Source organism: uncultured Sulfitobacter sp., from assembly GCF_947499945.1.
Lineage (GTDB): Bacteria > Pseudomonadota > Alphaproteobacteria > Rhodobacterales > Rhodobacteraceae > Sulfitobacter.
Map to the genome: position 1 here is coordinate 791,577 of NZ_CANMQD010000001.1, position 12,892 is coordinate 804,468.

13 protein-coding genes are annotated in these 12,892 nt (G+C 57.3%); 11 read left to right on the forward strand and 2 right to left on the reverse strand.

Annotated features, from left to right (window positions below; all coding sequences use genetic code 11):
* Positions 1-114: 114 nt before the first annotated feature.
* Together irrA and Q0775_RS03755 are read left to right on the forward strand one after the other, a co-directional pair.
* The gene (irrA, locus tag Q0775_RS03750; RefSeq protein ID WP_298857995.1) at positions 115-534 is read left to right on the forward strand and encodes an iron response transcriptional regulator IrrA; all 420 of its coding nucleotides are present in this window, start codon (positions 115-117) and stop codon (positions 532-534) included.
* Positions 534-1,331, forward strand: coding sequence for a phytanoyl-CoA dioxygenase family protein (locus Q0775_RS03755; RefSeq protein ID WP_298857996.1), 798 nt, complete (start codon positions 534-536; stop codon positions 1,329-1,331). Before irrA ends, Q0775_RS03755 begins: the two co-directional genes overlap by 1 nt.
* Before the next feature lie 61 nt (positions 1,332-1,392).
* Here the strand turns inward: Q0775_RS03755 and Q0775_RS03760 are convergent, their stop codons facing one another.
* Entirely contained in the window at positions 1,393-1,827 is a 435-nt protein-coding gene (locus Q0775_RS03760; protein ID WP_298857997.1) for a peptidylprolyl isomerase, read from the reverse strand.
* A 181-nt stretch (positions 1,828-2,008) separates the two neighbouring features.
* Here Q0775_RS03760 and Q0775_RS03765 point away from each other — a divergent pair, with 181 nt between their 5' ends.
* The 9 genes from Q0775_RS03765 (at position 2,009) to Q0775_RS03805 (ending at position 11,544) form a co-directional block, all read left to right on the forward strand.
* A complete protein-coding gene (locus Q0775_RS03765; protein ID WP_298857998.1) occupies positions 2,009-2,695 on the forward strand; it encodes a haloacid dehalogenase type II in 687 nt (228 codons plus the stop codon).
* The gene (locus Q0775_RS03770) at positions 2,695-3,519 is read left to right on the forward strand and encodes an alpha/beta hydrolase (RefSeq protein WP_298858000.1); all 825 of its coding nucleotides are present in this window, start codon (positions 2,695-2,697) and stop codon (positions 3,517-3,519) included. Before Q0775_RS03765 ends, Q0775_RS03770 begins: the two co-directional genes overlap by 1 nt.
* Positions 3,516-4,484 carry a threonine/serine dehydratase gene (locus tag Q0775_RS03775; RefSeq protein ID WP_298858001.1) on the forward strand — a complete coding sequence of 323 codons (969 nt, stop codon included), beginning with the start codon at positions 3,516-3,518 and terminating at the stop codon, positions 4,482-4,484. The genes Q0775_RS03770 and Q0775_RS03775 overlap by 4 nt, the downstream gene beginning before the upstream one ends.
* Positions 4,481-5,674, forward strand: a complete 1,194-nt coding sequence (locus tag Q0775_RS03780) for an endonuclease/exonuclease/phosphatase family protein (protein WP_298858002.1) — start codon at positions 4,481-4,483, stop codon at positions 5,672-5,674. The genes Q0775_RS03775 and Q0775_RS03780 overlap by 4 nt, the downstream gene beginning before the upstream one ends.
* The gene (pcaD, locus tag Q0775_RS03785) at positions 5,674-6,462 is read left to right on the forward strand and encodes a 3-oxoadipate enol-lactonase (protein ID WP_298858003.1); all 789 of its coding nucleotides are present in this window, start codon (positions 5,674-5,676) and stop codon (positions 6,460-6,462) included. The genes Q0775_RS03780 and pcaD overlap by 1 nt, the downstream gene beginning before the upstream one ends.
* 38 nt (positions 6,463-6,500) lie before the next feature.
* Positions 6,501-7,826, forward strand: coding sequence for a lyase family protein (locus Q0775_RS03790; RefSeq protein WP_298858004.1), 1,326 nt, complete (start codon positions 6,501-6,503; stop codon positions 7,824-7,826).
* Positions 7,827-7,866: 40 nt separating this feature from the next.
* A complete protein-coding gene (locus Q0775_RS03795) occupies positions 7,867-9,030 on the forward strand; it encodes a TCR/Tet family MFS transporter (protein WP_366863056.1) in 1,164 nt (387 codons plus the stop codon).
* Between the two features lie 88 nt (positions 9,031-9,118).
* Entirely contained in the window at positions 9,119-10,207 is a 1,089-nt protein-coding gene (locus tag Q0775_RS03800) for a zinc-binding dehydrogenase (RefSeq protein WP_298858006.1), read from the forward strand.
* Between the two features lie 104 nt (positions 10,208-10,311).
* A complete protein-coding gene (locus tag Q0775_RS03805) occupies positions 10,312-11,544 on the forward strand; it encodes a mandelate racemase/muconate lactonizing enzyme family protein (protein WP_298858007.1) in 1,233 nt (410 codons plus the stop codon).
* A gap of 71 nt (positions 11,545-11,615) precedes the next feature.
* Here Q0775_RS03805 and Q0775_RS03810 read toward each other — a convergent pair whose 3' ends face one another.
* Positions 11,616-12,839 carry an acyl-CoA dehydrogenase gene (locus Q0775_RS03810; RefSeq protein ID WP_298858008.1) on the reverse strand — a complete coding sequence of 408 codons (1,224 nt, stop codon included), beginning with the start codon at positions 12,837-12,839 and terminating at the stop codon, positions 11,616-11,618.
* Positions 12,840-12,892: the final 53 nt, after the last annotated feature.

A 12,892-nucleotide genomic window follows, 5' to 3' on the forward strand; every position in this document is an offset into this window, starting at 1 on the left:
TTTCAATGTACGCATCCCCCCTTAAACTACCCACGTGCAATCTGCCGCAGCATTTTCAATTGAAAATGCCTATCATTCCCCCCATATTAGCGAGAACTCGAAAAGAGGCGGATCATGTCTGACACACAGCTCGAAACCGGAACCAAATGGCTTGCGACAGCGGGACTGCGCCCGACGCGCCAGCGTTTGACGCTTGCCACGTTGCTGGTGGGTGATGGTCAGCACCGTCATGTCACAGCAGAAAGCCTGTTTGACGCGGCGAAAGACGGAGTTGAAAGTGTGTCTTTGGCGACTGTTTACAACACCTTACGCGCGTTCTGCGATGCTGGTTTATTGCAAGAAGTAACTGTTGATGGCTCGCGCAGCTATTTCGACACCAACACGCACGATCACCCGCATTTCTTCTGGGAGGACGAGGCGCGGCTTACAGACGCTCCTGCCGACCAACTTGTCATTGCACAGCTCCCTGACGCTCCTGAAGGGGCCGAAATCGCCTCTGTTGACGTTGTGATCCGACTGCGCAAAAAAGCCTAATGCCACACCCGTTGCTGAGCCAATTCGACATCGACACTTATCAGCGTGACGGTGTTATCGTCGTGCGCGGCTTGTTCAAAGATCATATTGAAGCTCTGCGTGCTGGCATCGAGCGTAATTTGGGCAGCCCTGGTCCCTACGCTTCCAACAACGACAAGGCAGGCGAAAGAGGTCTGTTCTTTGACGATTACTGCAACTGGCAACGCATCCCCGAATTTCGCGACGTGATTAAAGCTTCCCCCGCCGCCGAAGTCGCGGCAGATCTCATGCAATCTGATACAGTTCAACTGTTCCACGATCATGTGCTGGTAAAAGAGCCGGGCACGACAATGGCGACGCCGTGGCATCAGGACGGCCCGTATTATTTTGTTGAGGGCGAGCAGAATGTGAGCTTCTGGTCGCCGCTTGACCCCGTCACGGATGCCACCCTGCGCTGCGTGGCAGGCTCACACTTGTGGGAGAAACCTGTCCTGCCGACGAAATGGGCCAAGAACGAGCCTTTCTTTGATCCCGCGCCTTATATGCCCGTGCCTGATCCAGACGCGGAAGGCATGGATATTCGCGAATGGGAGATGGAGCCGGGCGATGCAGTGGCGTTCAACTATGGCATTCTGCATGGCGCACGCGGGAACACTGCCGCTGCTCGGCGACGTGCGTTCTCATTGCGGCTGTTGGGCGATGATGCGCGGTATACCCAGCGGCCCGGGGCGACATCGCCGCCGTTTCCCGGACACGATATGGAACAAGGGCAGCGCCTGCGCGACGACTGGTTCCCGACCCTCTACACCCGCCCATAAAAAAGACGCCGCTTGCGACATGGCAAACGGCGTCTGATTTTTCAGTGAACGAAGCCAGCATTTAGGCTGCGTCGATTTTCACCAATTCGATGTCGAATTGCAGGTCTTTGCCCGCCAGCGGGTGGTTCGCGTCAAGTGTCACAGTCGCTTCATCCACTTCGACGACTGTCACAGGCATCGCTTGACCGTCAGGTGTCTGCATCTGCAATTGAATACCGACTTCAAGCGGGATTTCCGCAGGGATACCTTCGCGCGGCACCGCTTGGCGCATTTCTGGGTTCGCTTGACCGTAGGCGTCATCCGCGCCGATCTTCACGATCTTCTTATCGCCGACTTTCATGCCGGGGATCGCCACGTCAAGGCCGGGGATGATCTGGCCGGAGCCTACTTCGAATGCCAGCGGATCGCGGCCCTCGGAGCTGTCAAATGTGGTGCCGTCCAGCAATGTACCAGTGTAGTGTAGATGTACGGTGTCGCCTGCCTTAACTTCGGCCATAAGTCGTCTCCAATATGATCAGGGGATTGTGCGGGAGGCCGCGTATCTGCGCAGGTGCTCCGATTTGATGGCCGCACCTTTTCAAGACGCGACACAAATCGCAACCCCCATTTCACCCTTTTCCACTCCGCCGCCTCATGCAACTGTGCGACATAACAACCCTCACCACGTGGAGCCTGCAATGCCCATCACCACCTGTATTTTCGACGCCTACGGCACGCTGTTCGACGTGGCCGCCGCTGCACGACAAGCCGCTTCAGAACCCGACTATGCTGCAATCAAACACGACTGGCCGCAATTGGCCGAGCATTGGCGCAACAAACAGCTCAATTATAGCTGGCTGCGCGCCGTGACAGGGGCGCATTGCGATTTCTGGCAGGTGACGCAAGAAGGGTTGGACTGGGCCTTGGAGAAAACGGGCCACCACGGCGATGGCGCATTGCGCGAACGGTTGTTGCAGCTGTATTGGGAATTGGGTGCGTATGCCGAAGTCCCTGCCATGCTTCAAACATTGAAAGCAGCAGGTCTGAACACCGGCATCCTCTCCAACGGGTCCCCCGCAATGCTGCGCGGCGCGGTGGACAGTGCCAACATCGACCGCGTGCTTGATGCGCTCCTGTCTGTAGAAAGTGTGGGCATCTTCAAACCCGACGCGCGGGTTTATGATCTTGTCGGGGCCGAGTTCGGTTGCGCAAAGGAGCAAGTCCTCTTTGTCTCCTCCAACGGTTGGGATGCAGCAGCCGCAACAGGCTACGGCTTTACCACTGCTTGGGTAAACCGTGGGGGCGAGCCGATGGATCGCCTGCCATGGAAACCCGCGCATACCCTAAACGATCTCACAGGCATACCAGCATTGGCAGGCATCTAATGGCATTTTTTACCACCTCCGACGGGCTGAAAATTTACTACACGGATGAGGGAAAAGGCCTGCCCATTCTCTGCCTTGCTGGCCTCACCCGCACCACGACGGATTTCGACTATGTCACCCCGCACATAAGCGATTGCCGCCTGATCAAGATGGATTACCGCGGACGCGGGCAGTCGGATTTCGACCCTGACTGGAAGAACTACTCCCTGCCTGTCGAGTGCCGCGATGTGACCGAATTGCTTGATCATCTGGGGTTGGAGAAGGCTGCGATCCTTGGGACCTCACGCGGCGGACTGAACGCGATGGGACTGGCCATGGGGGCCAAACATCGCCTGCTGGGTGTGGCCCTCAATGACGTAGGGCCAGTGATTGAACCGCGAGGAATCGTGTTCATCAAAGAATACATCGGGCGCGATCCGGCAGCCAAAACCCATGAAGAGGCAGCCGCGGCAATGGCCCGTGCCTTCCCAGAATTCAAAAACATGCCTGAGGGCCGCTGGCTGGAAGAGGCGCGCAAGCATTATACTCAGGATGCCGATGGCTTGCACATTACGTATGACAAACATCTGCGCGATGCTGTACTGGCAGCGGGTGAGCAGATGATGCCAGATCTATGGCCCTACTTTGAGGCAATGAAGGGCCTGCCCCTCGCGTTGATCTGGGGCCGCAATTCCAATCTGCTGAGTGCCGATACTGTGATGGAGATGCAAATCAAGCGCACGGACATGCACCTCGCTACGGTGCCCGATCGCGGTCACATCCCGTTTCTGGACGAACCGACTGCCATCGCCACGCTGCGCCGCTGGATCGGAGACATGCAATGAATATCGAAATGATCCGCGCCGCCGCGGAGCGCATCAAAGGCCACGCGCTACGCACACCTTTACTCAATTCGGCCTTTCTCGATGAGATCGCAGGCCGCCGTGTCTGGGTAAAACCAGAATGCCTTCAGCACACAGGTAGCTTCAAATTTCGCGGGGCTTATAGCGCTCTCTCGGCGCTCAATGCTGATACCCGTGCAAAAGGCGTAATCGCGTTTTCCTCTGGCAACCATGCACAAGGCGTCGCGCTTGCTGCGAAAATGCACGGCGCTTCAGCAGTAATTGTGATGCCGTCCGATGCGCCACAGCTAAAGATCATCAATACGCAGGCGTACGGTGCAGAAGTTGTTCTGTACAATCGCGAAACTGAATCCCGCGACGAGATTGGTGCCCGCTTGAGTGCAGAACGTGGCTTGACCCTGGTTAAACCCTTTGACGAACCGGAGGTGATCGCCGGCCAAGGGACGACTGGATTGGAAATAGCCGAAGATGCAAATGCACGGGGCATCATAAACGCCGATGTGATTGTCTGTTGCGGCGGGGGCGGTCTGACTTCTGGTATCGCGTTGGCACTCGAGACCGACGCCCCCTCCCTGCGCGTGCGCCCCGCCGAACCTGCGGGATTCGACGACGTGGCCCGTTCACTGGTCTCCGGCCAGATTGAGAGCAACCCCGCCAAGTCAGGCAGTATTTGTGATGCAATCATTACCCAACAACCTGGTGATCTGACCTTCCCCATTCTGAAACGGCTCTGCGGCCCTGCCCTTGTGATCAGCGACGATGAGGCGCTGGATGCAATGGCGCAGGCTTTTTTGCGCCTCAAACTGGTTGTTGAGCCGGGCGGAGCTGCGGCGCTTGCCGCTGCGCTGTACCGCTGCGACGAGATCCAAGGAGACGATGTCTTCGTCACCCTATCTGGCGGTAACGTCGACCCCGCCATGTTTGTCCGCGCGTTGGAGCGGTTATGAGAAACTTTACCATCGCCAGTTTCAACGTCAAAAACCTCATTAGCGCGGACAGCGAATACTACCAGTTCCAGTCCTATACGCCGGAAGAATACGCATGGAAGCGCGACTGGCTCGCCGATCAAATGGTTACGCTGGACGCTGACATCATTGGTTTTCAGGAGGTTTTCGACGAAGAAACCTTGAGCGACGTGATCACCTTGGCCGACACATACGGCGAAGCGCAGAACGGCTTTTCTCTTCCCGACGACACCAAACGCTATCGCAAACGCGCCATTTTCGACAAGCTGTCTTATGGCAACTACCGCGAGGCGGAGATGGCCTTTGCCCCTAATATGAACGACGGCGAAGCAGGCCATCGACGCCCCGGTGTGGCGATCCTATCGCGCTTCGGCTTTGCAGACGAGCCCGAGATCATTCAGGATTTGGGCCAACCGCTGGACATCCCCTTCTCTGACGGCGGCGAGGACGGCGGATTTTTCCGCATCTCGCGTCTAAGCCGCCCGATCCTCAAAGTGCGCATTCCCGTGGGCGGTCAAGTCATCACAGTTTTCAACTGCCACCTCAAATCGAAACTAGGTGAGTTTATCCGGCCCGATGACGATGGCCATGCCCCCGAAGTCGACCTCACCCAATACGATCCCGTGGGCCGCGCCCTTGGGGCTGCGCGGGCAGCCATGCGGCGGATGGCCGAGGCTTGGGTGCTGCGCGGCGCGATTGTGCAGGAGTTGCATGCTGGTAATCCCGTCATGGTTCTGGGTGATTTCAATGATGCAGAGAATGCTGTGAGCAGCGAGATCATCAGCGGCGAGCATCCGTTCAAAAACTATCAGTGGATGTTACGCCATGATGCAGAGCATCGCGGCGACCGCTATTCCGAAGAAGATGCCAAACAGATCACCGAAGATATCGAAGCCGTGCGATTGCACGCTGCCGAAAAGCTTTTTGTACGTAAATCACTGCGCGACATGGTCTACACCGCCGCCTTTGGCGGCGTCTTTGAGAGCATCGACCAGATTTATATGTCACGTCATTTCCTGCCGGAATTTGCAGATAATATTGGCGAGATGGAATACTTTAGCGTTCTCAACGACCATTTGACTGACGGCAGCCATGCAGAGGCACCGTACAACAAACTCGCCTCTGATCACGGTCAGATCATGGCGCATATGATCCTGAAGGGGGAGACATAATGCAGATTTTCGATGCTGGTGACGTGCGGATACACTTCCGCGTGGATGGCCCCGATGACGGGCCAACAGTCGTCTTTGCCAACTCTCTGGGCACCGACATGCGCCTATGGGATCCGATCCTGCCGCTGCTGCCCGCGGGCCTGCGCATCATCCGCTGGGACAAACGGGGGCATGGCCTCTCCACCGTGCCAAGCGGCCCCTACACGATGGGCTCGCTCATTAGTGATTGTGAAAAACTGCTCGATCATTTGGACGTCAAGGAATCCGTATTTGTAGGCCTCAGCATCGGAGGCATGATCGCCCAAGGGTTGGCCGTCAAACGTCTAGACCTGATCCGTGCCATGGTCCTAAGCAATACAGCCGCCAAAATCGGCAATTCCGCCCTCTGGGACGAGCGTATCGCAGCAGTGCACGCGAATGGTGTCGAAAGCCTCGCCGATGCTGTGATGGAGAGGTGGTTTTCGGAAGGTTTCCGCAAAATGCCAGAGCTGGAACTGTGGCGCAACATGCTGGTGCAGCAGGCAGACGACGGTTATGCGGGCTGCTCTGCTGCGATTTCGGGCACGGACTTCTACACGCCTACCAGCGGCTTGCGCCTGCCGACGCTGGGCATTGCAGGATCCGAGGATGGCTCCACCCCGCCTGATCTGGTGCGTGAAACCGTTGATCTTATCCCTGGCTCACAATTCCATCTTATCCGCCGCGCAGGGCATTTGCCTTGTGTCGAACAGCCCGAAGAATTTGCACAAGTCTTGGGTGACTTTCTGAAAAGCGTAGGCCATATCTGACCCATCCGTCAGACTGACCAAAGAAGTGAGACACCCCGATGGCCGCATCCGTTTTTGACAGCCCCCTTTATGCACATCTGTTCCCGACGGGTGAGGCGGGACGGCTTTTCTCGGACACCGCCGCCATTCGTGCGATGCTGTTGGTTGAGGGCGCACTTGCCCATGCCCAAGGGGCGCAGGGCGTCATTCCTGAGCTCAGCGCAAAAGCGATCCAACGCGCCACAATGGAAATTCAGATCGACCCCGGTGCGATTGCAAGTGCCACAGGTGAAAATGGCGTGAGTGTTCCCGGCCTAATCGCTGCTTTTCGCGCCGAGATGAATGCCCCCGAACATGCGCAATTTGTGCATTGGGGGGCGACCTCACAGGATATCATCGACACCGGATTGATGCTGCGCCTGCGCCAGCTGTTGCTGCTGGCCGAGGCGGATTTGCGTACAATCATTGCCTCCTTGGCGACACAAGCCAAAGCGCACAGCACCACCCCCATGGCCGCACGGACCTACGGGCAACAGGCCACCCCCACCAGCTGGGGTGCCGTCATCGCGGATTGGGGCCACGCATTGTGCGACTTGACGGATGCGCTCCCTGCTTTGCGCAAAACCTCTTTGCTCGTCTCGCTGTCTGGTGCAGCTGGGACATCCTCAGCTTTGGGCGTTGATGCCGCCCAAACCCGCGCCGCTTTGGCGAAAGGGTTGGGGCTGAACGATCCAATGCGCAGCTGGCATGTGGACCGTGGCCCTATCCTGCGCATCGCTGACTGGCTGGTACAAGTAACTTCCGTACTATCCCGTATGGGTGGCACGTTAATCGCCTTAACCGGTAGCGAGATAGGTGAGGTCACGCTGGGCGCTGCAGGTGCTTCTTCCACGATGCCACAAAAGCAGAACCCTGTTGGCCCTTCCGCGCTCCAAGCGCTTGGGCACCAGATGACGGGCCTGCGCACAGCCCTCGCGCCTGCGACACAACACTTGCACCAGCGCGATGGGGCGGCGTGGTTTACTGAGTGGATGGTGCTGCCACAAATCGCCCTCGGCACGGCCTGTGCTTTACAGCATGCGAAAACCCTGAGCAGCAGTATGGTTCCCAACGCTGGAAAAATGGCCGCAACATTGGAAGGCGGATTGGGTTTGATACATGCGGAGGCCCTGAGCTTTGCTTTGACCGCACAAGTTCAACGCCCCAAAGCGCAAGCATTAGCCAAGGCGCTGTGTCATCAGGCACAAGACGAAGGGGCAGAGCTAGAGGACATTGCCCGCGCGGCCTACCCTGACCTACCTGATGAACTGTTCGATCCCGTGAAATCTCTGGGCCTCGCCCCTCAAGAAGCGATGGCTTTCGTTGCGCGGGCAAAGGCGCTTTAGCATCTCGCGCCTTCCCATCATATTCATCATGCTGACCGTCATGATCGATGCCATGGGCATTGGTCTGATCATCCCTGTGATGCCCGATCTTATTCAGGAAGTGGGCGGTGGTACGCTGGCCGAGGCGGCGATATGGGGCGGGATCCTGTCGACAACATTTGCGGTGATGCAATTCCTTTTTGGTCCCGTCATGGGCGGCTTATCAGATCGCTTTGGTCGCCGGCCTGTGCTCCTGATAGCCCTTGTGATCATGGCGCTAGACTATGTGCTGATGGCGTTAGCAAGCGCCCTTTGGGTTCTACTGCTTGGCCGTGTGATCGGCGGGATTACAGCAGCAACGCAGTCTACCGCCACGGCTTATATGGCCGATATCTCAGCACCGCATGAGCGTGCTGCACGCTTTGGCCTTGTGGGGGCCGCCTTTGGCGCAGGGTTTGTGATTGGTCCTGTTGTGGGCGGGCTGCTGGCCGAGTATGGAACCCGCGCCCCGTTCTGGATGGCTGCTGGCCTGGCATCAGCGAATGCGGTGTTCGGCTGGGTTGTACTCAAGGAAACTGTGACAGATGCCAATCGTCGGAGCTTCGATTGGCGGCGTGCAAATCCTTTGGGCGCATTGCGTGCGTTGGGCCGCCTCCCCGGTGTGACGCCGCTCCTGCTTGTTTATTTCATCTATTACGTTGGTTTTGCAGTCTATCCTGCGGTCTGGTCCTACTTTGGCAAGGAACGCTTTGACTGGCCGCCTTCCACCATTGGCTTGTCGCTTGCCCTCTTCGGCATCGCTATGGCGTTGATCCAGGGGGGGCTGATCCGCCCGGTTCTCAAAGCCTTAGGCGAGCGCGGCACAGTCATTGCAGGCCATCTGTTCAGCATCGCCAGCCTCATCTGTATTGCCGTGATCACCTCAAGCACGTGGGTTTTGATCCTAACTCCTATTGCGGCATTCGGCGGGATCATCCCCCCTGCGTTGCAAGGGATCATGTCCGCACGCGTGGCCGATGATGCTCAGGGCGAATTGCAAGGGGCGCTCACCTCGGCTTCGGCTTTGGCGATGATCCTGTCGCCTTTGGTCATGACCTATACATTCGCGCAATTCACCGATGCAGACGCGCCGATCTATCTGCCCGGTGCACCGTTTTTGCTGGCCGCAACACTGAGCACAATGGGCCTCGCCGCCCTTCTAATCGGGACACGTCGGGGCAGCTGACGCAACGTTGTGAAGCCTCCGCGCAATAGGGGTTGTTCATACGTCTGATCTGCGCAAACCTCTTATCTGACACGAAAAGGGATGAACCATGAAAAAGATAAAAGCCGCTGTTTGCCATGAATTTGGCGCCCCGCTCGCCATTGAAGAAATCACCCTACGCGCACCAGAGCAGGGCGAAGTGGAGGTCACATTGGACGCGGTAGCGATCTGCCATTCCGACATCTCGTTCGCCGAAGGGGCATGGGGCGGATCGCTGCCTGCGGTCTATGGCCATGAGGCAGCGGGAACAGTCGCTGCAGTGGGCGCAGGCGTAAACGGACTTGCCGTCGGCGACAGTGTTATTGTAACGCTCATCCGCTCTTGCGGCACCTGCCCGTCGTGCGCAGGCGGTGTGCCAACCTTGTGCAGTACCCCCTACGACGGCGATCACGGTCCAATCAGAACTGCGGATGGCGGCAAGCTGCATCAGGCTATGGCTTGCGGTGCATTCGCCGAAGCTGTGGTTGTGGACCAGCGGCAAGTCGTAAAAATCGGTGAGGATATTCCCAAAGAATGTGCCGCACTTATTGCCTGTGGTGTGATTACCGGCGTGGGAGCCGTGGTCAATGCGGCAGGCCTGCGTGCGGGTCAGGATGTGGTTGTCATTGGCGCTGGCGGTGTTGGCCTCAACGCAATTCAGGGCGCACGCATTGCAGGGGCCCGGCGCATTGTGGCCGTGGATATGAGTGAGGAAAAGCTTGCGATTGCCCGCGAGTTTGGCGCGACCGACGGTGTTCTAGCCTCAAGCGCCAAGCCATGGTCGGAAGCCAAACGCGCCATGGGCCGCGGTGCCGATGCTGTAATCGTGACGGTGGGCGCGATTCCTGCCTATGATACCTCTCCCAGATACCTCGCTTATGGCGGCAAAGTGGTTATGGTCGGCATGCCTCATTCAGGGGAAATGTCGACCTATGAGCCTGTAATGATGGCGGCCGTCGGGCAAGGCATGGTCGGCTCGAAAATGGGCGATGTAGTGATCCAGCGTGATATTCCGTGGATGGTGGATCTTTATACTCAAGGGCGGCTGAAGCTGGACGAACTGATCTCAGGCCGCTGGGAATTGGGCCAGATCAATGAGGCGATTGCAGATACCAAGACAGGCTCGGCGCGGCGGAATGTGATTTTGTTTGACCGTTGAACAGGTCCGCTGTTCCGTCAATGTAGGTTGATGGAACGGGATGCAGTTTAGCGGCAAAATAAAGAAGCTTTTGGACGGTGCAAACTTTTGGGAGGTGTGACGCGATGCAGTTGAAGGATCTGGACGTTATTATTACCGCGCCACCTGCGCCCGGCTGGGGTGGGCGGTACTGGATACTGGTGAAGGTCACGACTGCCTGCGGAATTATCGGATGGGGAGAGTGTTATGCCTCCTCCGTCGGGCCAACCGCCATGCGCGCCGTTATCGAGGACGTATTTGCGCGGCATATGGCGGGCGAGAACCCGGAGAATATCGAGATGATGTTCCGCCGTGCCTATTCTGCAGGGTTCACGCAGCGGCCTGATCTGACAGTCATGGGAGCTTTTTCAGGGCTAGAAATTGCGTGCTGGGATATTCTGGGCAAGGCCCGAGAGCGGCCTGTTTATGCGCTTCTGGGCGGTGTGATGAATGCACGTGTGCGGGCCTATACTTATCTTTACCCTTTGCCGCATCATGACCTCGGTGCGTTCTGGTCTTCACCTGAATTGGCCGCAGAGAGTGCACTGGATGCAGTGAACCGTGGCTACACGGCAGTGAAGTTTGACCCTGCAGGCCCCTATACACGGCGCGGCGGGCATATGCCTGCAATGAGTGATATTTCTCAGTCGGTGGCGTTTTGTAAAGCGATCCGCGAGGCAGTGGGGGACCGTGCAGACCTGTTATTCGGGACGCATGGGCAATTCACCACTGCGGGGGCGATCAGGTTGGGGCAAGCTTTAGAGCCGTATAGCCCGCTATGGTATGAAGAGCCTATCCCGCCTGACAATGTGGCCGAGATGGCCAAGGTTGCGGGGGCTGTGCGCATTCCGATTGCGACGGGCGAGCGCCTGACCACAAAGGCGGAATTCGCACCAATCCTGCGCAGTGGTGCTGCGACGATATTACAGCCTGCGTTGGGGCGTGCAGGTGGCATCTGGGAGATGAAAAAGGTTGCTGCCATGGCAGAGGTCTATAATGCGCAAATGGCGCCGCATCTGTATGCAGGTCCTGTGGAATGGGCGGCCAACATCCATCTAGCGGTGAGTATTCCAAATCTGCTGATGGCTGAGACGATCGAGACGCCATTCCATGACCAATTGATCAAGGGCAGCATCCGCGTCGAAGGCGGCTTTATTGCGGCACCGACAGCACCCGGATTGGGGATCGACGTGGATGAGGCACTGGCGCGGGCGCACCCTTACACTGGCGATGGCCTGCATCTGGAAATGCGCGAGGAGCCTTGTGACTACGTCAATGGCAACAACTTTGAGGGCGGCGCACCTGCTCCACGCGAATAGGATTCTGCACTACAAAAAAGCCCGCGCTATACGGCGCGGGCTTTTCCAAACTCACAATCTTAAGCAAGAAATCAATAAAAAGCCTGCAAACCTGTGATTGCACGTCCAAGGATCAGGGCATGTACATCATGCGTGCCTTCATAGGTATTGACGGTCTCGAGGTTCATCATATGGCGCATAACTTGGAAATCACCTGAAATACCGTTGCCACCGTGCATGTCGCGGGAATGGCGCGCGATTTCCAGCGCCTTGCCGCAGTTGTTGCGCTTGACGATAGAAATCATCTCGGGGGCTGCATTGGCGTTGTCCATCAGGCGCCCCACTTGCAAGGATGCCTGCAAGCCGAGGCTGATCTCGGTCATCATATCTGCCAGCTTTTTCTGGAACAGCTGGGTTTGGGCCAGCGGCTTGTTAAACTGGTGGCGGTCCAGACCGTATTGACGCGCAGCGTGCATACAGAACTCGGCCGAGCCCATAACACCCCAAGAGATGCCATAACGTGCGCGGTTCAGACAGCCAAACGGACCTTTAAGACCTTGAACATTTGGTAGCAGTGCATCGTCGCCCACTTCCACGTTATCCATTACAATCTCACCGGTGATCGAGGCACGCAGGGACAGCTTGTTACCGATTTTGGGCGCACTCAGACCCTTCATACCTTTTTCAAGGATGAAGCCGCGGATTTTGCCACCATGCTCTTCGGACTTGGCCCAGACAACAAACACATCCGCGATGGGTGCGTTGGAGATCCACATCTTCGAACCTGTCAGCTTATAGCCATTCGCCGTTTTCACAGCGCGGGTTTTCATGCCCGCAGGGTCGGAGCCCGCGTCAGGCTCGGTGAGGCCAAAACAGCCGATGAACTCCCCGCTGGAGAGCTTTGGCAGGTACTTCATGCGCTGTGCTTCGGAACCGTAGGCGTAGATCGGGTACATGACCAAGGAGGACTGTACCGACATCATGGAGCGGTAGCCGCTATCGATCCGCTCAACCTCACGTGCGACCAAACCATAGGAGACGTAAGAACCACCGAGGCCGCCGTATTCTTCTGGCACTGTGACGCCCAGCAGACCCATATCGCCCATCTCGCGGAAGATGCTTGCGTCAGTCTCTTCATTGGCGAAGGCATTGATGACCCGAGGTTGAAGCTTCTCCGTAGCATAGGCGCGGGAGCTTTCCATAATCATCCGCTCATCCTCGGAGAGCTGCTCATTCAAGCGCAGGGGATCGGACCAATCGAATTGACCCAGATCGGGGGCGTCTTTTGCTTTGAGAATAGGGGCTTCGGCGTTCATGGCGTTACCTTTCGAGATGAGAAGTGCGTTTATTGAGGCCCTTATTGCACATT